This is a genomic window from Flavitalea plasmicola, assembly GCF_030546645.1.
Taxonomy (GTDB): Bacteria; Bacteroidota; Bacteroidia; order Chitinophagales; family Chitinophagaceae; genus Puia.
Genome location: NZ_JAUOTO010000003.1, coordinates 278,271 through 302,268, shown reverse-complemented (window position 1 = coordinate 302,268; position 23,998 = coordinate 278,271). Strand labels below are relative to the sequence as shown.

The window sequence follows — 23,998 nt, the reverse complement described above, 5'->3', positions numbered from 1 at the left end:
ATAAAAAATCTTTGTTACCATATGGGAGAATCGCTTAATTTACTACATTGATTCAACGAATGACTTCCTTTTGAATACTGCAGACCGGAACATAATGCTTTGGGAATCTTTCCGCAAGGGAGATAAAGACGCTTTTGCCGCTCTTTTCAGGGAATATTATGGGACCCTCTACCGGTTTGGCAATAAATTCACAACAGATACGGAATTACTGGAAGACTGCATCCAGGAGCTGTTCATAGAGCTATGGCAGGCCAAATCCCAGGCGCCCGTTTTGTCCGTAAAGGCATATTTGCTTAAAAGCCTAAAATACAAGCTTTTGAAGGCATTTCGCAAAAGCGGGAAGGTCCTGCCGATCCACGACAATGGAGATATGCCATTCGAGCTGAGCCATGAGACCTTGCTGATCCATCAGCAGGAGAGCGCCCTGCGGCGGCAAGAGGTGATCAAGGCGTTGGAACGCTTGTCTCACAGGCAGAAGGAGATCATTTACCTCAAATTTTACCAGAACCTCAGCTATGAAGAGGTCAGCGAGATCATGAATATCAATTACCAGGTGGCCCGCAACCTTCTCTACCAGGCGATCAAATCATTAAAGAATATGCTGGCAGGGCCATTAGCGTTTTTTTTATTTTTTTTACTGGCTGCCGGCATTACATTTTCTCCGGTAGGAGCACAGATGTGCATACAAAAAGGCGCAAACGATTGCTTCAAATTTGCGGCATTTGGGAAATAGAGGCTAAATTTGCGCCATCAAAAACGGACCACGGGTCCGTAGGCCGAAGGCCCATCATCATACGTGCACCGGGGATGGGTTACTTTTTTCGGATAAACCATACACGGTGCACTTCAAACATTCATCGGCCAACTGGTCAATGGCCGCATCAAAAACATCTGATTTATGAGCATGGTAGACTCTTTCGAGAAAATCCCAGTAAAAATTTTCGGTACGCTAAACGAAGGTTCCCGTTACATTGGAAAGGAAATAGCAGCCCTGATACGCGAGAAAGAATCGAAAGGCGAGAAGACCGTGCTGGGCCTGGCGACGGGCTCTTCCCCGAAATCCCTGTATGCAGAGTTGGTAAGGTTGCACAAGGAGGAAGGCCTGAGCTTCAGGAATGTGATCACTTTCAACCTCGATGAGTACTACCCCATCGACAATGATGCCCTGCAAAGCTACAACCGCTTCATGAAGGAGCAACTATTCAGCAAGGTGGACATCGACCCAAAGAACTGTCATATACCCAATGGAGAATGGAAAAAGGAAGACATCAAAAAACATTGCATAGAATATGAGCAGCTGATCGAAAAGGCTGGCGGCATCGACCTGCAGATCCTGGGCATTGGAAACAACGGCCACATCGGGTTTAATGAACCGGGATCCAGCATTTTGTCCCGGACGCGATTAGTACCGCTGGACAATAGCACCCGGATAGCCAATTCCCATGATTTTCAAAATATCTCCAAAGTGCCCCGCCTGGCCATCACCATGGGCATCGGTACGATCCTTAGCGCTAAGAAGATCATCCTGATGGGTTGGGGCCAGATCAAGGCCCCGGTGATCCAGAAGGCTGCGGAAGGGCATGTCACCGAACAGATACCGGCCTCCCTCCTGCAGCAGCACAACGATTGTCTCTTCGTGCTGGATGAGATGGCTGCCAACGAACTGACCAGATTTAAATCCCCCTGGCTGACCGGTGAGCTGGAATGGACGCCGGCCATCATCCGCAAGGCTGTCGTCAATATGGCCCTTAAGCTGGACAAACCGGTCTTAAGCCTCACAGACAGCGATTATAATGACAATGGCCTCAGCGATCTGCTGGTGGAAAAAGGAGATGCGTATGAGATCAACCTGCAAGTGTTCTACCAGCTGAGGGATAGCATCACCGGCTGGCCGGCCGGCAGACCGGATGCCAATAATCCCAACCGTCCGGAGCGGAGCAATCCTTATCCCAAACGCAGCCTCATTTTTTCCCCTCATCCTGACGACGATATTATTTCCATGGGAGGCACTTTTATGCGGCTGCATGACCAGGGGAACGATGTGCACGTTGCCTATCAAACATCCGGCAATATTGCGGTGACGGATGAGTTCGTGACAAGATTCCTGGATTTTGCCGTCGGCTTCGAGGAGCTCTCCGGCATCGACAGCAAGACATCCTCTCAGATACTGCAAAGGGCCACGGATTTCCTGAAACATAAGAAGGCCAGCGAGATCGACACACCCGAGATCCGCCAGATCAAAGGCCTGATCCGCCGTTGCGAAGCCAAGGCCACCTGCCGCTATGTCGGCATCAAGGACGAGAATATCCATTTCATGAACCTTCCGTTCTACGAAACGGGCACGATCGAAAAAAAGCCCATGGGCGAAGAAGACATTCAGCTGACGATGGACTTGCTGCGCAAGCTGCAGCCCCACCAGATCTATTGTGCAGGCGACCTGGCCGATCCGCATGGAACGCACAAGGTTTGCCTGGACGTCGTCTTCGAATCCATGCGCAGGCTGAAGGCTGCGGGTGATGCCTGGTTAAAGGACTGCTGGCTGTGGTTGTACAAAGGCGCATGGCAGGAATGGGATATCAGCGAGATCGAAATGGCCATTCCCATGAGTCCCGACCAGGTGAGGAAGAAACGTTTCGGTATTTTTATTCACCAGTCCCAAAAAGATATGGTGCCTTTCCAGGGTAGCGATAGTCGTGAGTTCTGGCAACGCGCAGAAGACAGGAACGCCAATACGGCCAGCCTGTATGCGCAGCTGGGGCTGACGAAGTATGCAGCCATGGAAGCCTTTGTCAGATGGCATTATTAGGGCTTTGGCGGGAAGAGATCACAAATCACAACGTTTGTTGTAATTTAGCTTTTTCCTATTTGATATGCCCATAACAATACTGGCTGAATTAAGAGAGGAATGGCAGGATGCCTGGCAATCTGCGTGGTACCGGAAAAGAGTGATCGGAGGGCTGGCCCTCGTCATCGTCATCCTGTCGCTATTCCCTCTTTTTTTCCAGACCATCGAAAAAAGAAGCGGATACCTCCTGGCGGACCCCTTGCTGGGATGGCTGCATCCCCATAATGTCTCCATAGCCATTTTCGTTGTTATATGGGCTGTTACGCTGCTGGGTATCTTACGGGCGGCACAGGATCCTTACATGTTCCTTACGTTCGTATGGGCGTATATCCTGCTGTCTGTGATGCGGACCCTGGCGATCACCCTGGTGCCCCTGGACCCTCCGGTAGGACTGGTGGGGCTGGTAGACCCTATCAGCAATTTTTTCTATGGGGAGAAATTCGTTACCAGGGACCTCTTCTTTTCGGGTCATACTTCCACTGTTTTTCTCATATTCCTCTGTCTGCCTGGGAAAATGGACAGGAGACTCGCCCTAATTGGTACGGTGGCGGTAGGATACTTATTGTTAGTGCAGCATGTGCATTATACGATGGATGTCCTGGGCGCCTTTGTTTTTGGCTGGCTGGCCTTCTGGATGGCGCGCAGGACGGTGGTGCGGCCCGAAGACAGGATGTAATGAAGGGAAAGCGCTAAAAAGCTTCCCCCAGCTGCAGGTAAAAGCCCTGGGAATGTTTACCCAGCCCATAATCAAGACGAAGGTTGAGCTTTTCGGATTTGTTCAGCGCAATCCGTAATCCTCCGCCATAGGAGTATTTAAGGCATTTAAAATCAATATCTTCTAATTTAGGCCCTACATTACCTATGCCTGCAAAGCCTACCGCGCCCAGGCGTCCGAATAAAGGTACCCGGTATTCAGCCTGCAGGACGCCCTGGTTCTTGTCCCGAAAGCGGCCCGCATAATATCCTCTCATACTGTTGGCGCCACCCAGGGCAGCCAGGCTCCGTAAGGGCACATCCCCCCCGGTGAATTGACCAAAAGCCTGCAGGGCCAGCACTTGGTCTTTATAGACCCTGATGAACCGGCGGATATCAACATTATAGTTAGTATATTGAAAATCAGAGCCTAAGAAGGGCAGAAAGTGATCGAACCAGAATTGCATCATCGTCCCTTTGCTGGGAGAAAAGGCATTGTTACGCGTGTCGTAGGTAAAGCTGAGGCCCAGGCCGGAGATGCGGTATCCCAGCCGGCCGGCGATGTTTTCCTTATCAAAAAGCTTTCCTGCATCATAATTTATGTCGAAAACGCGTTGATGCTCAAATACAAGGCCCAAAAAGAGGTTGCTCCCCACCCGGCGTTGAGGATGGAGATATACGTAATACTGCTTAAATTTATAGGATTCCTTGCTGCTATCCTGGGTGGACTTGCCCAATCCCCAGAAATTATCAGGGAAAGAGCTGTAGGAAAGCTGCTCGTTGACAATAAACCGTTCCCCGGGGAAATAAATGGAACCATTTAGTGCCGCTACAAATTGTCCGCGGGTTGTATAAAGGGCCACGGCCTGGGCGTTTGAGGTACGGGTCGCGCTGTCATGGGCTTGCAGATGAAAGGTAGAGGCGCTGACGACCCCAAAAGACCATCCTGTCTCAATAGAGCGGGCAATGATTGGGAGTATTAGAATATGCCGTACTTTTGCGGGGCTTTCGGGAGTAGCCTGTCTGCCGGGCAGGTGTACGGGAACTTTGACAGGGATCCTGATATGGTCGGGCAGCTTGATGTGGTCCGGCAGCTGTGCAACAGGGATCACGCCAGCACTGTCCTTTTGCGCTAGAACGTTTAAGGACAGCAAAAATAACGAGCAGAACAAGAAGATATATGGTGTTTTCCTAAACAGACGTCGCAACTATAGTGTAATTAAAGTATTTATTTACGATATTCGATAAAAAACCAGCAAATTAACACGGAAAAATCTATTTTTCTTACATTTGGAGATTAATGAAGATTTCACAATTTGTTAAAATTAAAATCATCTAATATTTTAAAGGCTTCTGAAGCGGAAAGGACGGACCCTTCCCTTTCTTAAATTAAAGCTAGCATATTATGAAAAAATTTGAATGCCCCGATTTTATATTAGGAGAGAAGCTGACAGACGAGCAATTTAACTTTTTCGATAAGTATGGAGTTATCATATTTAGGAATTTTCTTAAATCGGAGATTGTTCAATTATTTATTTCTGAGCTCAATCGTATAGAAAAGCAATGGCTGGAGGAAGGCCGCGAGAAGATAAACGGTATTCCCCTGAAGTTCGGTAAGGACCAGGATGGCAATAAGATGATCCAGCGCATGTGCTTTCTCTCCCTTTACAGTCAGCCCCTGCATGAATTATTGCAGGATCCCAGGATAAAGGCGCTCATCGGTCTCCTGGCCCCCTACGAAGGCCGCATCAGCGAGAATGAGAAGGATGGATTGATCCTGAACCATTACGTCAGGATGCCGGAAAGCTCTTTTACGCAGATGGGCTGGCATACGGACAGTCCCAGGGACTTGTTCATGGGACAGAAGATCATGCCCATGCTGAATGTAGGTATCCACCTGGACGATACACCCTTCGAGAACGGCGGATTGCGTGTATTGCCGGGAACACACAAGCAGGGAATTCTCCGGCTGTTATTTGGCAAAAAGTATTTCATCGACAATAATCCCGACCGCCGGGAGATCGGCTTTGACCTGAATGCAGGAGACCTCACCGTGCATGATGGCAGGATCTGGCACCGTGCGCAGCAGTCTCCTTTATATGGAGAAGCCAGCCGTCGCCGTGTGATGTATGTGCCGATCATCACCGGCAAATACATGCCGAAAGATGAGAAGAGCAAGACCCCCTTCTACCATCGCTTTGCTTCCAAAGTCCAGAACTAGTAGAGAAATTATTAATTATCATAGAAAAGGGCCAACTTGCGTTGGCCTCTTTTTTTTAGCTTGTTAATTACACATAATATGGAATACGCTTTGATCACAGGTGCCAGCAAAGGCATCGGCAGGGCTATTGCGGAAGAGCTTGCCCGCAGAGGATTCAATGTACTCCTGGTAGCGCGGTCGGGCGACCTGCTGGTGCAGGCTGCCGGGGAGATCATCTCGCGCTATAAAGTAACGGCTGACTGGCTGGCCCTGGACCTTTCGATGGCGGATGCCCCCCAGCAGGTGTATGAATGGTGTAAGGGAAAAGGATATGGCGTGAAGATCCTGGTGAACAATGCCGGCTATGGACTCAGCGGTTCGTTTGACAAATATAATTCGAAGCAGCTGCTGAACATGATGCACCTGAATATGGATACCCTGGTCGGGATGACGCACCTCTTCCTGCCGGAACTGCGGCGCCAATCCCGGGGCTATATCCTGAACGTTGCCAGCTCAGCTGCTTATCAGGCAGTGCCCCGGTTGAGCCTCTATGCGGCCACCAAGGCCTTTGTGCTGTCCTTCAGCAGGGGGCTGCACCAGGAGCTTCGGGGAAGCACGGTGTCGGTGACAGCCGTCAGCCCGGGAGCTACGGATACGGACTTCCCCAATCGGGCACAGCTGGGGGAAAAAGGAATGAAGGCAGCGGAAAAGTTTAATATGTCGCCGGAAACTGTGGCTTCACTCGCTGTGAAAGCGATGCTGGCGGGCAAGGCGGAGGTAATTGCAGGTGTGGTCAATAAGGTAGGCGTTTTCATGGCGTGGCTGCTGCCGAAGGGGATAGTGGAAAGGACGGCCATGAAGATCTATGAATAGGCCGGCCCGGCCGGGAGATGGGTCGGTGCAGAAAAGTAGGTTTGTATTTTTTCCAGTTCGGATTTTGTACTATATTTGCAGCCCCTTAACGAGTTAATCGCAGGGAAAAGGCCCCGTAGCTCAACTGAATAGAGCATTTGACTACGGATCAAAAGGTTTCAGGTTTGAATCCTGACGGGGTCACAAAAACCCTCGGCAAATGCCGAGGGTTTTTTGCGTAAGGGACGCGATGCGAATAAATTCGCATGAGCGGACCGGCGCAAAAAACCAGGGCATTGAATAAACTTTATTATCAGTTATTATGAGAAGAATGGTGTGCGTATGGAAGAAATGGTTCGAAGTTTTCTAGGGGTGACCTTACAGGATTCAAACCAATTTATAAAATGTCAAATCCATACAGTCTCATCGAGGCAAGTTTCGCCGAGGTTTCGCCCAATTCAGGCTTTTATAGAAGTGCAGGCCCACCGGCTATGCGAAAATCAGCAGCAAAAGCCGTTCAAGATAAGACCGGTCTGCAAAAATCCGGCGCTCGCTGATGCCCATCGGAAAGGAGGACTGTATCGATGCCCTTCATCTCCTGTCTTTCTTGTTTCGACAGCTAACTAAATCAGTCAACATAAAATCACTGGGCACGGCGTCAAGTACGCCGTAAACAGAAGTAGCGATCAGCCGCACCCCGGCCTCTCCTAAGAAAACATGCATAACCCGCGTTTTACCGAAATATCAGCATGAAATCACTGGAACAATTTGAATTGGCGCAACGCCAAAAAATTACTTACTCCTCTCTAGTCTGTGCTTGTCTGGAAACTGCAAGTATTTGCCATCCCTACTGCTCCTGCACCTGCTTCACCCCAGCCTTCCTAAATTGGGTGAAGTTCTGGCCTTCCACCGTTTTGAAAAACTTGCTGAAATGAGCCATATCTTCAAATCCTAAATAATATGCTATCTCTTTCATCGTCGACTGGGAAAACACAGCCTGGCGTTTCGCCTCCAGCGCTATCCGTCGCCGCACCAGGTGTCCAGCGGAGAACCCTGTTGTTTCCCTTACAGCTTGATTCAGATAATTTGGTGTGACGCCAAGTTCCAGCGCATAATCCCGAACCATTTTGCAGGAAATAAATTTTTTATCAACCAACTGCATAAAATGCTGTGCCAGCTGGCATTTTCGATCCGGGATTCGGAATACCGGGGCATTTCCCAGTTGGCGCGCAAGATAGATCATTAAAATACTTGTATAGCTTTGGATGATCTCTTTAGCGAGGGGACTTCCCGCGTTTAATTCTTCGTGAAGACAGGAAACTACGTGATCAACCTCTGCCGCGCAGATTTTACTGAGCTTGATCTTTGGTATTTTTTTCAGAAAATTGAATACCGTCGACTTACACAGGAGATCCACATGATCACGACAATTCTGAGTAATGGTCTCCGGAATTGAGATCACGGAGCCGCATGCCGTAATATCATATTCCACCGAATGCAATTGTCCGGGAAAAATGCAAAATAACGTATTATCGGACAAAGAATGATTTTCCAGATCCACGGTCACCGTTCCAGAGCCTTGTTGCATCCAAATGACTTCGAAGTGTTCGTGCTTGTGAGGCAATTGGCGATTTCCACCGCCTTTCTCAAAGTACCATGCTAAACTGCAAATCTGAAAAGGTATCTGCTTTTCTATGAACTTCAGGTCGGTCGGTAATGTTCTTGTCGGCATAGTTACATATTGATATTTCTCTCTCATTTTCCATTTGTATGCCACTCTGTACGGGGCTGGGAAACATTTCCTTATGAATGAGTCATTACCGCTGCAGCTCACGAAATATCGCGGATCACCCGAACATTGTTTAAAGGGTACAGCTGTCCAGGGAAAAAGCGCCTGAATATCAGAAATGTCCAGTATAATGAGATCTTTGACAAAGGATAGTGAATGGTCCTTTTGACAGAGGGTTGTCACACTTGCATGAAAAAGTATTATATTTATTATGCCTCCCACCGCGTCTACCACACTATGGAATGACCCGGTCTTCAAAACCAAAACCTGCTCAATGTACGTTAGCGGCAAGGCGGCTCGGATCAAAGCCCTTTCGCGTAGAGGGCTCCTGCTGGGAACCATCCTCCTGACAGTACAAGTCTTGTCCTCGCGACCGAATCAAACGCTGGATGACGCATCGGGTAATCTTTTGCTTGCGAAGTCCTATATTTCACAGGGATGCCTTGGCGATGCCCGCCGGCTCATTCAGTCGGCCGGTCAGCAAGCCGGCGCTGACGCCTATTTAAATTCCCTCCGGTATTCCCTTTTATTCTCGCTTGATTCGATGGAAGGCAACTATCAACTGGCTTTACAAGACCGGATCCGGTTCCGAGCCGCCCATGATGCCTATACCAGCAAGGATCAACTCAAGCAACTCGACGCCCTTAAGCTCAAGTTTGCCACCGAAAAAAAGGATGAAGATATCCGCCTCCTGAGGCAAAGAGAACTAGCCCAGCAAGCAGGCATTAAACAGAGCAAGTCAATTGGGAATATCTTACTCGTTGGCGTCTTGCTATTGCTGATCATGATCGGCGTGGTGACAGCGGGGAACATCCTGATGAACACCTATTCATAAACACTGTCTAATGAAAAGAAAACAATTGTCGAAGCGCTGGTTGTCAGTGACGACCCTCCTTCTTTGGATCTCAATCCTCCTTTGGGGGCCGCCCGCCCTTGCGCAATATTACCCCGCACCTGCACGGGTGCCCGCGGATCAGGAACCGAACCTCCTCCAACAAGTTCACACCAGTCGTGAGACGAGTGTAAAAGTCCATGCTTTGCTGGACCTGGCGAACATTCATTATAATAAGCCCATCAAAACGCCGCAGGACTTTCCCCTTGCTGTCCAATACAGCCAGGAAGCGCTGCGCTTGAGCCGGCAATCGGACGATCCTTCCAATGAGGACGAGTCCCTCTATACGTTAGCTTCCGCGTATATACTGGAAGATAGCCTTCTCAACGCGGAAAACCTGCTGCCCCTTATACATAATGACACGATCCGGAACAATTTGCAAGTCGGCCTGGCCTTTACGTACATATTTTGTCCACAGCGGCCGCTGGCGGATATCCTGGGTAAAGGGAAGGCGTATTGCGAGCAGGCGCAGGTGTTGAGCAAAAGGCTCAAGCTGCAAAAGAACGAACTTCTTATACGGCAGTATCTGGCAATCGTCTATTATATGGAGGGGCACGAGATGTCGGGAGAGCAGGAGATCATGGCTGTTATCCAGGACTATAAAAGGTTGAATATGTCGGGGATTCAATATCCTTACCTGGTCTCCATCGATATCCATTGGATGCAGGGCCGATTTACCGATGCCCTGAACGACATTCATCTGGCAACGGCCGCGATCGACCAAAGTCCGGACAAAACCGCTCTTGCTGACCTATATTGGATCGAGAACGTGTTTTACGGAAGAATTTCCGAGCATGGAAAAGAAGACGAATCTTTACGCTTGGGATTAGAGCAAAGCAAGAAGGTCATTGGTCGATATTGCATCCATCAGTTTATCGACGCGATCGTCTATAGAATGATAAAAAACAAAGAAGCTGAAAAAGCGCTTGCCTTCCTTACTTCGCAAGTCCGGACCGTACCACCGATCACGTTCGACCAGAAAAATCAAACCGTCGAAGCTCATTCAAAGGCGTACCTGGCCCTGGGCCGGTATAAACAAGCTGAACAATACTTTCTTGAATCCTTTGCCATGCTTAAGCGAGCGGGCTGGCTATCCAGCTTGGACTATGGCAAGCTCGGCTATTTTTATCTCGAACGGAAGGAATACGCAAAAGCACGTCCCTACCTGTTGGATGCACAGGCCATGCAGGACAATTCGACGACCGTTTACGAAAAGAGGCATTTAGCCTATGAGCTCTTCCTTGTCGACTCCGCTGCCAAAAACTATACTTCGGCCATAAAGTATTTAAATCTAAACCACGCGCTGAACGACAGTATCGAAAACACGAAGAGGCGTGCCGACGTCGAAAAATTAATGATCCAATTCGAGACGCAGAAAAAAGATGCGCAAATAGCGGCGTTTGCGCAAAAAGAACAGCTGGCCCGTGCGCGCCAGGAGCGGGCCGATTTCGTCAAAAACGTCGTCATCGCGGCAGCGATCGTCCTTCTTATCACGGCAGCCATCGTCTACCGCCAGTACCTGGGCAAGAAGAAGCTTAGCGAAATAATCGCCGAAAAAAGCCAGAAGCAACAACAGCTGTTGGATCAACTCAATCGGGCGTTAACCGAAAAAGAATGGCTGCTAAAGGAAGTCCATCACCGGGTGAAGAACAATCTTCATACCGTCATGTGCCTGCTGGAATCCCAATCCCTGCATTTGCAAAATGATGCGCTCAAAGCCTTAGACGACAGTAAACACCGGATTTATGCCATGTCCCTGATCCATCAGCAGCTTTATGAGACGGAAGACATGAAAACGGTCGATCTGAAATCCTATATTGCTCAATTCACAGGGTATCTGAAGGACAGTTTTGACCTTGGGCCGCGAGTACACTTTGAATTGAATATCCAGCCGGTCCAAATCGATGTGCCGGCGGCGATACCGCTAGCGCTGATCATCAACGAAGCCGTTACAAACTCCATCAAACACGCCTTTCAGGGGATTTCAAATCCCCTTATCGAAATAACCCTCCGAAGCCACCACGACCAGCTATATCTCCGCATCAGGGACAATGGCATCGGGATCGCAAACGTTGAGGAACTCCGGAAAAAGCGTTCCCTCGGCATGAAGCTGATCCATGGGCTTTCCGAAGATCTAAACGGCCTGCTAACGATGGAATCAAACAACGGACTGCATATCACCATCGAGTGCCCTATCAAGCCTTTTGCCGGGGTATTGCCCGTTGACGAGGTTTTGACTGCCGTCTAAATAAGCCGATGGGAATAACCAAAAAACCGCTCGCGCTGGCCATGCCCCGGGCGAAACGGTTTCAGTCGGATGCGGGCAACGGCGACGGCTTATTTCAGGTACTTTTTCAGTTCGAGAGCAGCCTGCTCAAACAACGCCTCGGTTTGCGGAAGCTTGGCCAACCCCGTCAACAGCCCCCAATCGTGGATCACCCCATTGTACCTGACAGTGGTAACCGTTACACCCGCTTGTTCCAGTTTTCGGCCATACGCCTCACCATCGTCCCGCAGGATATCATTCTCCGCCACCAGGATGAGGGCCGGCGGCAATCCCTTCAGCTGATCCGTTGTTGCGTGCAAGGGCGACGCATGAATATCGTCACGTTTGGCGTCGTCGGGAATATACATATTGTACATCCATTTCATCACGGGGGTAGACAGGAATCGTTGATCTCCGAATTCCCGGTACGATTCGGTTTCAAAATTGTGATCCAGGATCGGCCACATCATGATCTGCACGCTGATCCGCGGACCGTTGTTCTCCTTGGCTTTGATCGCCGTGACGGCTGTCATATTCCCGCCAACACTGTTCCCTACTACGGCCAATTTCTTACCGTTAACCCCAATTTCGCTGCCGTGCGTTGCGACCCATTGTGTCGCTGCATAGATCTGGTCGATCTGGGTCGGATAAGCGGCATCCGGCGTCCGGGTATAGTTGACAAAAACGCCCACATATCCCGACAGTACCGCGAGATTTCGCACCATGTGCCGGTGCGTCGGAAAGTCGCCCAATACCCACCCGCCGCCATGGATATAGATAAAAACAGGCAACTCTCCCTTGGCGCCTGCCGGCCTGACGATGTTCAGGACCAGGTCCTGGCCGTTGACTTTGATCGTCTTCTCCGAAATGCTTACCCCTGAGAGATCGACGGGATATGTTTTTTGAATGTCCACGAGCACCTGGCGTGCCTGTACGGGTGACAGGGTTTCCAGTCCGGGGCCGCCGGTGTTCAGCGTTGCGAGGAAGGTCCTGACACCAGGGCTTAGCCGGTCATCAGTTGCATAGTCTTTCACCTGGCCCCGGGCGTTCAAACAGCCTGTAAGTACCAACAGGCAAATACTGACGAAATAGGTTGTCCTTTTCATTGTTGTTGCGTTTTGAATTTGCATTAGAAATTTTTTTAGGGAAGTTCAACTATTGCTTGTTCGATTGGCCAGCGGGCCGCAGGCAGTCTTTCAGCTCCGCGGCCGCATGCTTAAACAAGGACCGTACGGGTTGAATCGTTGCCAGGGGATTCAGGAGACCGAAATCGTGGATCATGCCGTTGTATCGAATGACGGTTGTACGAACCCCGGCTTGGTCCAGCTTTCTTCCGTAAGCCTCTCCCCCGTCGCGGAGTATGTCATTTTCGGCCACCTGTATAAGCGCAGGAGGCAACCCTCTCAGCTCGTCGACGGATGCCTGCAGTGGCGAAGCGTAAATGTCATTTCTTTTGGCCGGATCGGCAATGTACATGTCGTACATCCACTTCATCAGAGGCGTGGTCAGGAACCGGTCTTGCCCGAACCGGTGAAACGAATAGGTTTCGAAGTTGGCATCCACGATCGGCCACATCATTATCTGAAGCTTGATGTCCGGTCCACCGTTGACCTTTGCCTTCAGTGCAGTAACGGCCGTCATATTTCCTCCGACGCTATTGCCAACCACGGCCAGCCGCTTGCCATCTACTCCTATCTTATGGCCATTTTCTCCGACCCATTTTGTGGCCGCATAGATCTCGTTTATCGCCTGAGGATATGCCGCGTCCGGTGTCCGCGTATAGTTGACAAAAACGCCCGCTACGCCGGAGTATACGACCAGGTCACGTACCATTCGCTTATGCGTTGGGTAGTCCCCCAGCACCCAGCCCCCGCCGTGAATAAAAATAAAGACGGGCAACACCTCACGGATACCTTCAGGCCGGACAATGTTTAGTAGTATCTCAAACCCGCCCGACTTGATTGTAAGGCTGGACTCTTCTACGCCCGTCATGTCAATTGGAACAGACGCCTGAGCCTCTTCCAACACTTTTCGCGCCTGCAGCGGCGGCAATGTTTCCAGCGGCTTCGCCCCTGGCTTGTTCAATACTTTTAGGAATTTCCGGACCTCGACGGAAAGTTTTGGGTCCTCGCCAAATGGTGGCACGAGGACGTTGCGGTCGTTGGTTTGTGTTTGCATTATTGTAGTTATTAATTGTCGATGAGTCAACAATACATAACTAATGGAATGCCATTATCTAACTAATTGTATGTCAGACTATTATACCGCAGACCGGAGATGAAGGCCAGCGATATGTCATCTTCCGCCGCCCCATTGTTCATATGTCGCTAACGAAAGGGCGACACCTGCTATTTCATGTAGTTCTTCTTCTCGATGCCCAATTTCTTCATCCTGGAGTTTAGCGTGGAAACATTGATATCCAGCAGTTCAGCTGCGCCACCTTCGCCATAGACTTTCCATCCACATTTCATTAGTATGGAGACAATGTGGTCACGCTCATTTTCTTCAATAGTCTTCACGCGGTTTTCGTCCACTAAGGGGACGTCTTTCGCCTTGTCTTTCGGCAGCGCCAAATTGGTGATGAGCGAGCCCATGGCAAGTAACACGCTCCTTTCAATTATATTTTCCAGCTCACGCACATTGCCCGGCCAGCTATAAGCGCGTAACATATTTATCACCTCATCTGAAAATCCTGTGATTTCCTTTCCCCGCTTGCTGGCGTATTTCTTTAGAAAATAGTGAGCGAGAGGCAATATGTCGCTCTGCCGCTCGCGCAGAGGCGGAAGGACGATAGGAAAGATATTTAAGCGGTAATACAAATCCAGCCGGAACCGATTCTTACTGATTTCTTCCTCAAGGTTCCGATTCGTAGCTGCAATGATGCGAACATCCACCATCCGGGTAGTACCGCCCACCCTTTCAATCTCTTTTTCCTGCAAGACGCGCAGGAACTTGACCTGCAAATCGAGCGGCAACTCTCCCACTTCATCAAGGAAAATAGTCCCGCCGTCAGCTTGTTCAAACTTTCCGATCCTCCTGGTAAACGCCCCTGTGAAAGACCCTTTTTCATGACCAAATAGCTCTGATTCGATTAAATTGCCGGGCAATGCTGCACAGTTGACAACGATCAGGGCTTTATCCTTGCGATTGGAAAGGCGGTGGATCGCTTGAGCGATCAGCTCCTTGCCGGTGCCGCTTTCACCGAGGATCAGCACAGCTGTATCGGACTGGCTAACAATTCTCACGTTATTAAGGACATCGGCCATGACAGCGCTGCCGCCAATAATTTCCTTCAGCGGCTGCCCACTGGCAGCCAAAGGGCTTCTTGCCAACGTCTCCTTTCGTTTCACCGCTTCCTCCGCTTGTTTATGCAGGTACAAGGCGACATCGAGCATTACCAGTACGTCTTTCGATCGAAAGGGCTTGACCAGAAATCCATAAGGCTGGGTTGCCTTGGCTGCGTCAAGTATGGATTTATTCGAGTTAGCGGACAAGTACAAAAAGGGGATTTTCATACCGCGAAGTTTCACGGCCAGATCGATACCCGTCAGATTACCCTGTAATTGTATATCCAGCATAACGATGTCCGGCCGCAGCTTATCGATAAGATTCAGCGCAGTGGATACCGAACGGGCAATGCCGGTTACCATATAGCCGGCTACTTCCAAAATTTCTTGTAAATTATTGGCCTCGATGAATTCATCTTCAACTATCAATACTCTGGTGTTCACTTCATATGGTTTTCTCCAAATAAATGTTACCGGTGATCGGCTGTCATAAGATAAGTAAATTTTCGACGTTGTTCAAAGAAAAATAACACAATCGACCATCAGGCGAAATGTTCTCTTTTAATACCCAGCCGCTTCATCCTTGAGTTCAGTGTGCTTGGGGGTACCCCTAAAATGGCCGCCGCCCCTCCTGCCCCGGAAATTCTGCCCTGGCAATGTTTCAGGACTTTCAGAATATGATCGCGCTCGTTTTCATCAATTGTTTTTAACGAGCCATCGGCGGAGCCATCGATTGCTGCCGGAACCACCTTGTTGGTCGGAAGATGAATTTGTTTTAGCGTACGGCCTGTTGTCAACAGAATGCTGCGTTCCACCAGATGTTCCAGTTCCCGAATGTTGCCCGGCCAGCTGTACTGCATCATTTCCTGGAGCGCTCTGCTACCTAAAGTAGTAATCTGACGACCGGTCTTTTTGGAATAGAGTTGTATAAAATGCGCGGCCAATACAGGGATATCTTCCTTTCGATCGCGTAAGGCGGCTAATTCGATAGGGAAAACATTCAGCCGGTAATAAAGATCGCCACGGAAGCGACCGGCGTCCACCTCCTTCTCGAGGTCTCGATTGGTTGCCGCGATGATCCGAACATCCACCTTAATAGTGCCCCTGCCGCCCACCCGTTCAATTTCCTTTTCCTGCAGCGCCCGTAAAAGTTTGACTTGTAATTCGAGGGGCATTTCACCGATCTCATCCAGGAACAGGGTTCCATTATTGGCCAATTCAAACTTTCCAACCCTCTTATCGGTAGCGCCGGTGAAGCTGCCTCGTTCGTGACCAAACAATTCGCTCTCGATCAAGTTGGCAGGCAGGGCTGCGCAATTGACCTTAACCATCAGTTTGCTTTTTCTCGGCGAATTGTTGTGAATGGCACGTGCCACCAACTCTTTGCCGGTTCCCGTTTCTCCCAGGATCAAAACGGTCGTGTCAGATGGTGCAACCTGTGCTACCAAATGAAAGGTCTTATGTATCGCCTGGCTATCCCCAATGATCTCAGAATAGTTCTGATTGACTTTGATCTCTTCCTTTAGGTAGATCGTCTCCTCTTCCAGCTGCTGCTTGTATCGACGGATTTCTACCAGTTGTTGGTTTACTGTCTCATTTGCGATAATATTGGAGACAGCGATCGAGATCTGCGAACAAATGCTTCGCATTAGCGCTTCCTGTTGCTTTATCTTCCGAAAGTCCGGGTGAACGAAATTCAGGACGGCAATGCCGTCGGAACCCAGGGAAATAACCATGGCGACGCGGGAGGTTCCCGGCCTTTCAGCCAAACGATCGTCAAGCAGCGAGACCCCGTCGGCACCGACCGTGTAGCTTACGGGACCGTCAGCCGGCGAAATGCCATCCAGCAGGCCATCCGGAAAGACCTTCAGGGACGCCAGACCCGTATCCTGCCCGGAGCCGTCGCCGGTGTCGTCACTAAACAAGAGCGGAAAACCCGCCTTTTTTCCCGGATCGAATGTATGAATGACATAATTCTCAATCCCAAATAGTTCGAATAGCTGCGTTTTCAGGATTTGGGAAAGGGTCACTTTGTCCCGGACTGGTGCGATCGCGTTGCTGAATTTCAGTAACCGTTCTTTTTCACTTTCCCTTTTTTTTATCTCCAGGTTGGCGGAGATATTGGCAACGGATATGCAAAGCTGATGGGAAAGACTTTGGATCAATGTCATTTTTTCGGCGGTGATGATCTGCTTGTCCCTAAAATAGATGAACCAAAATCCCACCACATCGTCTGCCTTTGCCAGACGTATGACCAAAAGCGCTTTTTGCTGCAAATCGTCGTTGATGGTTACATACAATGGCGGATTGTCCTGTGCCGCAAGCTCATGAAGATCGAATACCAACGGCATATTGGTGGATCTTGCCAGGCCCAAAACCGCGTCATCCGGCCTGTTGGGACAGTCCCGAAAGCTCAGGTGGGAAACCCGGATCTTCGCCTTTGCATCTTCGTCCAGAAGGAAGGCATCCAGCGTAAGGCCATCTTCATTACATACCGCGATCATGGTATGGCTGCATCCAAACAGTTTTTTGAACGTATTTCTGATAAAATCTGCCAGCTCCTCCGCTCCCCTGACGGAGGCCAGTCCTGTGTTGATAACCAGCAACAATTCCATTTCGCTTTTTCTGCGCAACGTCTCCTCTATCCTATTGATATTGGAGAGACCGACCGACAACTGGGCGCTCACCCCTTTCAGCAGATTCGTGCGCAGGGAACTTACCGTCTGCGGGAACATATGCAGAAGAAGATATCCTAATACCTCTTCGCTCACCTGTAAAGAGACGATCGCGAAGTTTCGCCAGCCTTTTGACAGCCAGGTGTTAAAAAAATCCACTTCCGGAAACCGCGACGCGTATAGCGCGGTTTCGAAACAAAGCGACCCGGAAACCATCGTCAGATCCCGCAGAATATGGCCCAGGATGGTGTCAGGTACTTTTGTCGTATAGGTACCCAGCTGAACCTGGCCCGCCGTCCGTACTTTTTCAAACGCATGGATCTCGAATATCCTCTCTTCAGAACCGGTGAAAATGAGTGTTAAGCCCTCGATATCAAAGAACGCAGCCAGTTTTGAATGAACGGTGTCGAACAGGCTCTCCCTGTTCCTGGCCGCCGCTATTTCGGTACTCAGGTCCAGGAGGATGGCCTTCTCTTCTTCGTCGGGTTGGGCGGTCTCATCGGTGGCTAATCGTTTGATCGCCTCGTTAAATCGCTGTTCGAGGCCCTGCATATAGTCAGCGTAGTCATTGATCAAAGCGGAGAGATCGTTGTTCTTGCGTTCGTTCAGGCCAGCCATTTTGGAGTTCGTCGACATATAGCCTCTGTTTAGCGATAACATGGCAAAGCCAATGCCGGACACGTACAATATTGAATATCACTTATCGACGCTTATAAAAGGCCGGGAGATTAGCGACATGTCGCTAATCCCGCCTTCTCCATTAATGATATGTCGCTAACCATTGAATCGGGCGCTTCCGCCATTTAAACGCCGGCATAGACCAATCTGGTAAAGAAGTCCCCTTTTATGACGTAGTTGCCGAATTTGGGATCAAAGGACGCGGTCGGTTTGGCTGCTACGACTTCTTTCAGCGTTCGGCCTTGCTTTTTCAGTTGGAAAACGCGTTCCCGAACGGTGGCAAGCATATCATGGAACTGGATCAGCTGATCCCGGTTGCCGATGGTCCCGTGGCCAGGGATAACGATCGTGTGGTTGGTGGTTTGTGCGACGTTATGGGCGGCGGCGGCAACCATACCATTTATGCTCCCGCCCGTAGCATAGTCGATAAAGGGATAGTATGCATTCCAGAAGGTATCGGCGACATGCAAAATATCCGCGTGGGGAAAGTAGATCGAGGAGTCGCCATCCGTGTGCGCCGGTTTGTAGGTCTTCACGTGAATTTTCTCGCCGTTGAATTCTTTTTTGTATTCGTCTTTGTAAACAATGGTCGGTATTCCACCCTTTGGTAAGGGCTGGAAGGTGTAATTCCATTCCGGTTGGTATAGCTTTGTCGATAAATGATCCCGGGTTACATCCTGGGATAGAATCGTGGCGCCGGCCTCGTGCATCCACACATTACCGCTGGTGTGGTCGAAATGCCAATGACTATTGATCAGCATTTTAACGGGTTGGTTACTGATGGACTTTAGCGCTGTCATCACATGTTCTTTTGACACGTCTATGCCTGCGTCTATCAGAAGCATTCCATCCGGACCATTTAATACGGCAATGTTCCCGCCAGATCCTTCGACCATGTAAATATTACCCCTCAGCTTGGTAACATTGATTTTCGCGGTAGCAGCGGCCCTGTTGATTTGTTGAACCGGCCCATCTCCTTGATCCTGTCCGAACAAGCGGGTGCGAAACAGAAGCGAGCCGGCAGTCAGCAGGCCAGCGGTTGCCAGAAAATTACGTCGGCTTAAATTGTTGCTGTTGGTGTACATGATTGTTGATTTAGGATGAGATCAAGCGCAATTTTATGCCAACAGCTAACTTCTTATGGCACGGGCATTTGCGCTTATTATCGCTATCCGCACTCATCGACATTTCGCCATTTTTAAAGGCAGCGTTGAAATAGCAATGAATACCAGGGAGGGAAAAGGTAAGGTCAAAGGGGGTGAATGCACCGGCGATCTTCCTGATTGTCGGGATTTCAACAACTGGTCGGCGGCTTGCGCTATTCCGTGCCTTCATCCATTGACCACTGAGCATAAATTCCTGCGATACAAATACTTGACTCTTGGTACAATAGTTTAATGCTGAGTGATAAGTCAAAAACACAAACAATCATGAAGAACGTATTAAAACCCGCAGGTAGACTACACGGTAAAGTTGCGCTAATAACCGGTGGCAACAGTGGTATCGGCCTGGCCAGCGCTAAACGATTCGTCGCCGAAGGAGCCTATGTTTACATCACCGGCCGTCGCCAGGAACAGTTGGATGAAGCAGTTGCCTCTATTGGCGACAACGTGACGGCTATCCGGGGGGACATAAGCAACCTGTCGGATCTTGACCGCATCTATTCCGTCATTCGATCCAACCACAATCACCTGGACATCGTCTTTGCCAACGCCGGCCTGGGCACCCTCGAGCCACTGGGGCATATTACAGAAGAAGGATTTGAGCGGACCTTCAACGTCAATGTGAAAGGAACCCTTTTTACCGTTCAAAAAGCCCTTCCGCTGCTGGCGCCAGGCGCATCGATCATTCTGACGGGTTCGTCGACGGGGGCAAAGGGAACCGCCGCCTTCAGTGTTTACAGCGCCACCAAGGCCGCGATCAGAAATTTCGCCCGGAGCTGGGCTCTGGACCTTCAGGGAACAACCTTTCGGGTAAACGTGCTTTCTCCCGGTGCAACCACCACGCCTGGCCTGCTGAATCTGCTCGATACAACCGGCGCTCAACAACAAGCGTTGCAAAGCTTCTGTGATCAGTCGCCGTTATCGCGGGTTGGCGATCCGGAGGAGATTGCTGCGGTAGCTGTCTTCCTGGCATCGGACGATAGTACCTACATGACCGGAAGCGAAATCTTCGTGGACGGCGGCCAGGCGCAAGTATAGGAATTACATGCTGCTTGTCTGTAAGTGTCCGCCAAAGACGGATCAATTAAATGGGCCGACTGGATCGGCCCTTTTTTTTGCTACCCAGCGCTGGCGGCTGGACGAAATATCCGTTTGTTAAGCATCACTTGCTGACCGTCTTTGCCGCCTCCATGATAACAGCGGCTACTTCTTTGGGATGAGTCATGAAAACTACGTGGCTGCCGTCTATTTGCGTAACGATGCTATGGGATCTTTTGTATCCACTGAGCGTAATGATAGGATTAATACTTTTGTCGCCGTTCGACGAAATGCCAAAGGTCGGCTTGCTTTTCCACGCTGCCTGTGTAACCGGCGTCTCAAAGGCCGCCGCAGGGATGTATCCGGAGGAGGCATACATAAAATCAGCCGTCTCCTGACTGACATCAGCGCAAAAGCCAGCGTGAAATTTTGCTTCGTCGTAAAAGATGTTACCCTTCTCGTCGGGCGGCAGCAGGCCATTTTCAGGCTTGGCCGGAGCGCTCGACGCGAGCTTCACCGTATTTTCTCCAACTTCCGGTTGAAAGCCGTTCACGTACACTAGCGCGGCCACCCTTTCATGCAAGCCGGCCTCCGTGATGACGGTACCGCCCCAGGAATGACCGACCAGGATTACCGGACCGCTCATCTTGTCCAGGGCGACGTTTGTTGCCTCCACATCGGCCTTCAGCGAGGTACAAGGGTTTTGCACAAGGGTAACTGCATACCCATGCTTTGTCAGTTCCGCGTATACCTGCTGCCATCCGGAGGCATCGGCAAACGCGCCATGAACAATGACGACGTTCTTAACAACAGTTGTCTGGGCCGGCGTTGTAACGGACAGGCACAGGCTGCAGGCCAACGTGCAAAGTATAACTTTGGTGGCCGACCTTTGGAAACATTTTACTGCTTTCATTTTAAATATTTTTATTTCGTTCCTTCCAATTGGATACCAACTTTTAATTTGTTTATATCCAATTGATCCGGCTGGATCATCGTTCCATAAAACGACGATATGCCGCGATTTGCCAGGACGATTATCTAAATATCACCGCTACGAGGTGCCGACTTAATAGCAGACTTTGACGGATGCGGCGGGATATCCAAAAGATCGCGAGCGAAATCTGCCCCATCAGTTAGTGAACGAACGAATTATTGATATATCACTTAGGCCGCCCTATGTAACGGAATATCACCAGTTCTCTTTCACGAGCCTTTATGTAATTCATTAACTGTGTTTGAATTAAGAATTGGCATTCTTTTCTGATAGCCATCGATTATCAACAGATGCTAAATCTACTTTTATGGCTCTTTCAAAAAAAATATTTACCTTTTGCACATTGGTCCTGATGACAACCCTCATCACCAATATCTACGGCCAGGGCGGTTCACCCACTTATCAGGATGGCATGTCCATCAAGCTGGACAGCACGGGAAAAAAATACATCCGATTTCTGATCTGGAGTGATTTTATGGCCCGCTATACCGACCTCAACCCCGGGACAGCGGTGAATGGCATCCCCAGGAAAAATATGTTCGATTTCAGTGTACGGCAGTTCCGGTTTGCCGTCTATACACAGCTTAGTCCGCGCTATCTTATACTGGCCACCGTAGGTATGGACAACCAGACCTTTTCGAGCGGCGGGGCGGCGGGCGGAGGAAATACCGGCAATGGGGGACCTGGTTTTGCCGGAACCCTGGGTAAAAAGCCTTCAATCTATGTTCACGAGCTATGGAATGAATTCACCGTTGTTCCGGACAATGACTTCACCACCAGGAAGCCGAATTTCGTGTCGTTGTACATCGGGACCGGTTTGCATTATTGGGTTGGGATTAGCAGAATGAGTTCGCTTAGTTCTTTCAACTTTTTGGCAATCGATGCACCGCTTTATAACTGGCCCTTGATAGACAATTCCGATCAGTTAGGTCGGCAGGTTGGCGTATACATTAAAGGCAAGATCGGTCCGGTGCCGTATCGCTGGGCCATCAACAAGCCATTCACGGTCGTTAATCCACCCATTGCCTATCCGGCAAACTCCCCCGAAATGAACTATGCGGTTGACAACAATGCCGAAGGCAAATTGTCGACTACCGGCTACGCCTCCTGGGATATCTTCGAACAGGAGAATAGTCTGGTCCCTTATACCACCGGGACCTATGTAGGCACCAGGAAAGTCCTGAATATCGGGGCCGGCTACTACTACTCGGCCGATGGGACGTCAACCCAGGCCGACAATACGAGTTCGTCTCCCCTTATAAAACATGATATTGCCATTTGGGCGACCGATCTATTTGCGGATATCCCATTCGGCGGCGCACGGAAAAATTGGGCTATTACGGGTTACACCGTCTACTACCACGATGATTTTGGCCCCAACTATCTGAGGAACGGTTCGATCATTAACGAGAATGTAGGTCCTGCCAAGGGCTATGCCGGCGCCGTTTCGCAAGCAGGTTTCGGCAATCTCGCGCCGATCATCGGCACTGGATCCTCCTGGTTCACCCAGGCAGGTCTGCTGCTGCCTAAAACGCTGCTAAGGACAGATGCTGTCCGGTTGCAACCCTTTGCCGAATACAGTTTTCAGCAGTTTGACCGATACGGGAGTGCCAAATTTACCTGGTGGAGTGCCGGCGGCAATATCTACCTGGACGGTCATCACGCCAGAATTTCAATTAAATATCAGACCCGGCCGATCGTCGTTGATCACCGGCAAGCAGACTCCAAAGGAACCTTTGTCCTTTCGACGCAGGTGTTTTTATGAATATTGCCGGGACTTGTTCTTTTAAATTTTTCTTTTTCGAACTTTTACGACCGCCATGCATTTAATCATGTTTCATTTAAATTTTTCACCTATGCCAACCATCCATCTACAACAACGCAGCAATCCCTTCGTACGGCTAATCGCTACCGCGCTTTCGCTTATTCCGGCCATTGCCTATGCACAGGCGCCGGCTGCAACCCAGCCCATCACCCGCATCGATCTTCAGCGGCACGATCTCAGCATCACCGGTTGGGAAACCGTGCAGGTCCGGGTCGATTTCGCGCCAGGAGCGACCGCCGCCAAACACCGGCATCCTGGGGAAGAGATCATCTATGTACTCGAAGGATCGCTGGAATACGAAGTTGAAGGCCGGCCGGCCGTCACGTTACACCCCGGGCAAGTACTTTTCATTCCCAGCGGAACGCCTCATTCCGCTAAAAATACCGGGAAGAGCAAGGCAAGTGAACTGGCCACCTATGTGGTGGAGAAGGGTAAGCCATTGCTGGAGGTGGTGGCGCCGTAGGGTAGGCTGCGAATGGAGCAACATTTAATCCTCTAAAATTAAATTTATGATAAACGAAATCGAAAAGGAAACCAAGAGTACAGAAAATTTGGAGCCTGTGGTGGGTTCAACCGAAACGCTGCCTTCTGAGCAAGGAGGGATTGCAGCATCGACAGCGGCCGGCGCGTCGCCCAAACCAGCGAAAAGAAAGAGAAAATCCTCGGCGATAGCCGCGGCCGCCATGGGTCGCAGCGCGGTGGGCTCGGTGATGCCGAATGCGAGTCTTGATATAGAAGGTCGGGGCGGACTTCTGAATTTGGGGTCGGACGGCTCTTACAATGAGTAATGAAATGTATCCC

The 23,998-nt window shown here is 50.0% G+C and carries 19 protein-coding genes and 1 tRNA gene; 12 read left to right on the top strand and 8 right to left on the bottom strand.

The genetic code is table 11. From position 1 onward, the window contains the following. The first annotated feature begins 94 nt into the window (after window positions 1–94). From Q4E93_RS11240 to Q4E93_RS11230, 3 genes are all read left to right on the top strand, one after another. Complete coding sequence (locus Q4E93_RS11240; protein WP_303585210.1) at window positions 95–733, top strand: RNA polymerase sigma factor; 639 nt, start codon at window positions 95–97, stop codon at window positions 731–733. Between the two features lie 165 nt (window positions 734–898). Continuing rightward, window positions 899–2,806, top strand: coding sequence for a glucosamine-6-phosphate deaminase (gene nagB / locus Q4E93_RS11235; RefSeq protein WP_303585208.1), 1,908 nt, complete (start codon window positions 899–901; stop codon window positions 2,804–2,806). Window positions 2,807–2,870: 64 nt separating this feature from the next. Next, window positions 2,871–3,521: a phosphatase PAP2-related protein gene (locus tag Q4E93_RS11230; RefSeq protein ID WP_303585206.1), complete on the top strand. Its 651-nt coding sequence runs from the start codon at window positions 2,871–2,873 to the stop codon at window positions 3,519–3,521. Window positions 3,522–3,534: 13 nt separating this feature from the next. Here the strand turns inward: Q4E93_RS11230 and Q4E93_RS11225 are convergent, their stop codons facing one another. Beyond that, window positions 3,535–4,650, bottom strand: coding sequence for a BamA/TamA family outer membrane protein (locus tag Q4E93_RS11225; protein WP_303585204.1), 1,116 nt, complete (start codon window positions 4,648–4,650; stop codon window positions 3,535–3,537). 293 nt (window positions 4,651–4,943) lie between these two features. Here Q4E93_RS11225 and Q4E93_RS11220 point away from each other — a divergent pair, with 293 nt between their 5' ends. The 3 genes from Q4E93_RS11220 to Q4E93_RS11210 all read left to right on the top strand — a co-directional run bounded on the left by Q4E93_RS11220 (window position 4,944) and on the right by Q4E93_RS11210 (window position 6,794). Further along, window positions 4,944–5,759, top strand: coding sequence for a phytanoyl-CoA dioxygenase family protein (locus Q4E93_RS11220; RefSeq protein WP_303585202.1), 816 nt, complete (start codon window positions 4,944–4,946; stop codon window positions 5,757–5,759). 78 nt (window positions 5,760–5,837) lie between these two features. After that, window positions 5,838–6,611: an SDR family NAD(P)-dependent oxidoreductase gene (locus Q4E93_RS11215; protein ID WP_303585200.1), complete on the top strand. Its 774-nt coding sequence runs from the start codon at window positions 5,838–5,840 to the stop codon at window positions 6,609–6,611. A gap of 109 nt (window positions 6,612–6,720) precedes the next feature. Then, a tRNA-Arg gene (locus Q4E93_RS11210) sits at window positions 6,721–6,794 on the top strand. Between the two features lie 643 nt (window positions 6,795–7,437). Here the strand turns inward: Q4E93_RS11210 and Q4E93_RS11205 are convergent. Further along, window positions 7,438–8,349 (bottom strand): helix-turn-helix domain-containing protein, encoded by a 912-nt coding sequence (locus Q4E93_RS11205; RefSeq protein WP_303585199.1) that lies wholly within the window; start codon window positions 8,347–8,349, stop codon window positions 7,438–7,440. 304 nt (window positions 8,350–8,653) lie between these two features. Here Q4E93_RS11205 and Q4E93_RS11200 point away from each other — a divergent pair, with 304 nt between their 5' ends. Both Q4E93_RS11200 and Q4E93_RS11195 read left to right on the top strand, forming a co-directional pair. Then, a complete protein-coding gene (locus tag Q4E93_RS11200) occupies window positions 8,654–9,214 on the top strand; it encodes a hypothetical protein (protein WP_303585197.1) in 561 nt (186 codons plus the stop codon). Window positions 9,215–9,224: 10 nt separating this feature from the next. Continuing rightward, window positions 9,225–11,519 (top strand): sensor histidine kinase, encoded by a 2,295-nt coding sequence (locus Q4E93_RS11195; RefSeq protein WP_303585195.1) that lies wholly within the window; start codon window positions 9,225–9,227, stop codon window positions 11,517–11,519. An 89-nt stretch (window positions 11,520–11,608) separates the two neighbouring features. On the opposite strand, the gene Q4E93_RS11190 is transcribed toward Q4E93_RS11195, so the two are convergent. From Q4E93_RS11190 to Q4E93_RS11170, 5 genes are all read right to left on the bottom strand, one after another. After that, window positions 11,609–12,643 (bottom strand): alpha/beta hydrolase, encoded by a 1,035-nt coding sequence (locus Q4E93_RS11190; protein ID WP_303585194.1) that lies wholly within the window; start codon window positions 12,641–12,643, stop codon window positions 11,609–11,611. Between the two features lie 49 nt (window positions 12,644–12,692). Beyond that, the gene (locus tag Q4E93_RS11185) at window positions 12,693–13,715 is read right to left on the bottom strand and encodes an alpha/beta hydrolase (RefSeq protein ID WP_303585192.1); all 1,023 of its coding nucleotides are present in this window, start codon (window positions 13,713–13,715) and stop codon (window positions 12,693–12,695) included. A gap of 170 nt (window positions 13,716–13,885) precedes the next feature. Then, window positions 13,886–15,268, bottom strand: coding sequence for a sigma-54-dependent transcriptional regulator (locus Q4E93_RS11180; RefSeq protein ID WP_303585190.1), 1,383 nt, complete (start codon window positions 15,266–15,268; stop codon window positions 13,886–13,888). 98 nt (window positions 15,269–15,366) lie between these two features. Then, window positions 15,367–18,135 (bottom strand): sigma 54-interacting transcriptional regulator, encoded by a 2,769-nt coding sequence (locus Q4E93_RS11175; RefSeq protein WP_303585188.1) that lies wholly within the window; start codon window positions 18,133–18,135, stop codon window positions 15,367–15,369. A 167-nt stretch (window positions 18,136–18,302) separates the two neighbouring features. Beyond that, window positions 18,303–19,262, bottom strand: coding sequence for an MBL fold metallo-hydrolase (locus Q4E93_RS11170; protein WP_303585186.1), 960 nt, complete (start codon window positions 19,260–19,262; stop codon window positions 18,303–18,305). Between the two features lie 345 nt (window positions 19,263–19,607). On the opposite strand from Q4E93_RS11170, the gene Q4E93_RS11165 reads away from it, so the two are divergent. Next, entirely contained in the window at window positions 19,608–20,378 is a 771-nt protein-coding gene (locus tag Q4E93_RS11165) for an SDR family oxidoreductase (RefSeq protein WP_303585184.1), read from the top strand. A 124-nt stretch (window positions 20,379–20,502) separates the two neighbouring features. Here Q4E93_RS11165 and Q4E93_RS11160 read toward each other — a convergent pair whose 3' ends face one another. Beyond that, on the bottom strand, window positions 20,503–21,291 hold the full coding sequence (locus Q4E93_RS11160; protein ID WP_303585183.1) for an alpha/beta hydrolase: 789 nt from the start codon (window positions 21,289–21,291) through the stop codon (window positions 20,503–20,505). A 388-nt stretch (window positions 21,292–21,679) separates the two neighbouring features. Between Q4E93_RS11160 and Q4E93_RS11155 the strand changes: the two genes are divergently transcribed. The 3 genes from Q4E93_RS11155 to Q4E93_RS11145 all read left to right on the top strand — a co-directional run bounded on the left by Q4E93_RS11155 (window position 21,680) and on the right by Q4E93_RS11145 (window position 23,985). Continuing rightward, the gene (locus Q4E93_RS11155) at window positions 21,680–23,137 is read left to right on the top strand and encodes a hypothetical protein (RefSeq protein WP_303585181.1); all 1,458 of its coding nucleotides are present in this window, start codon (window positions 21,680–21,682) and stop codon (window positions 23,135–23,137) included. 91 nt (window positions 23,138–23,228) lie between these two features. Beyond that, window positions 23,229–23,660 carry a cupin domain-containing protein gene (locus Q4E93_RS11150; RefSeq protein ID WP_303585179.1) on the top strand — a complete coding sequence of 144 codons (432 nt, stop codon included), beginning with the start codon at window positions 23,229–23,231 and terminating at the stop codon, window positions 23,658–23,660. 46 nt (window positions 23,661–23,706) lie between these two features. Next, window positions 23,707–23,985 carry a hypothetical protein gene (locus Q4E93_RS11145; RefSeq protein WP_303585177.1) on the top strand — a complete coding sequence of 93 codons (279 nt, stop codon included), beginning with the start codon at window positions 23,707–23,709 and terminating at the stop codon, window positions 23,983–23,985. The last annotated feature ends 13 nt before the right edge of the window (window positions 23,986–23,998 follow it).

What these genes read in the sequence shown, in the direction of transcription:
- Q4E93_RS11150 (WP_303585179.1), top strand. Translation starts at nt 23,229, where the DNA reads ATGCCAACCATCCATCTACAACAACGCAGCAATCCCTTCGTACGGCTA.
- Q4E93_RS11185 (WP_303585192.1), bottom strand. Translation starts at nt 13,715, where the DNA reads ATGCAAACACAAACCAACGACCGCAACGTCCTCGTGCCACCATTTGGC.
- nagB (WP_303585208.1), top strand. Translation starts at nt 899, where the DNA reads ATGAGCATGGTAGACTCTTTCGAGAAAATCCCAGTAAAAATTTTCGGT.
- Q4E93_RS11145 (WP_303585177.1), top strand. Translation starts at nt 23,707, where the DNA reads ATGATAAACGAAATCGAAAAGGAAACCAAGAGTACAGAAAATTTGGAG.
- Q4E93_RS11220 (WP_303585202.1), top strand. Translation starts at nt 4,944, where the DNA reads ATGAAAAAATTTGAATGCCCCGATTTTATATTAGGAGAGAAGCTGACA.
- Q4E93_RS11160 (WP_303585183.1), bottom strand. Translation starts at nt 21,291, where the DNA reads ATGAAAGCAGTAAAATGTTTCCAAAGGTCGGCCACCAAAGTTATACTT.
- Q4E93_RS11190 (WP_303585194.1), bottom strand. Translation starts at nt 12,643, where the DNA reads ATGAAAAGGACAACCTATTTCGTCAGTATTTGCCTGTTGGTACTTACA.
- Q4E93_RS11175 (WP_303585188.1), bottom strand. Translation starts at nt 18,135, where the DNA reads ATGTCGACGAACTCCAAAATGGCTGGCCTGAACGAACGCAAGAACAAC.
- Q4E93_RS11215 (WP_303585200.1), top strand. Translation starts at nt 5,838, where the DNA reads ATGGAATACGCTTTGATCACAGGTGCCAGCAAAGGCATCGGCAGGGCT.
- Q4E93_RS11170 (WP_303585186.1), bottom strand. Translation starts at nt 19,262, where the DNA reads ATGTACACCAACAGCAACAATTTAAGCCGACGTAATTTTCTGGCAACC.
- Q4E93_RS11230 (WP_303585206.1), top strand. Translation starts at nt 2,871, where the DNA reads ATGCCCATAACAATACTGGCTGAATTAAGAGAGGAATGGCAGGATGCC.
- Q4E93_RS11240 (WP_303585210.1), top strand. Translation starts at nt 95, where the DNA reads ATGCTTTGGGAATCTTTCCGCAAGGGAGATAAAGACGCTTTTGCCGCT.
- Q4E93_RS11200 (WP_303585197.1), top strand. Translation starts at nt 8,654, where the DNA reads ATGTACGTTAGCGGCAAGGCGGCTCGGATCAAAGCCCTTTCGCGTAGA.
- Q4E93_RS11165 (WP_303585184.1), top strand. Translation starts at nt 19,608, where the DNA reads ATGAAGAACGTATTAAAACCCGCAGGTAGACTACACGGTAAAGTTGCG.
- Q4E93_RS11205 (WP_303585199.1), bottom strand. Translation starts at nt 8,349, where the DNA reads ATGAGAGAGAAATATCAATATGTAACTATGCCGACAAGAACATTACCG.
- Q4E93_RS11155 (WP_303585181.1), top strand. Translation starts at nt 21,680, where the DNA reads ATGGCTCTTTCAAAAAAAATATTTACCTTTTGCACATTGGTCCTGATG.
- Q4E93_RS11195 (WP_303585195.1), top strand. Translation starts at nt 9,225, where the DNA reads ATGAAAAGAAAACAATTGTCGAAGCGCTGGTTGTCAGTGACGACCCTC.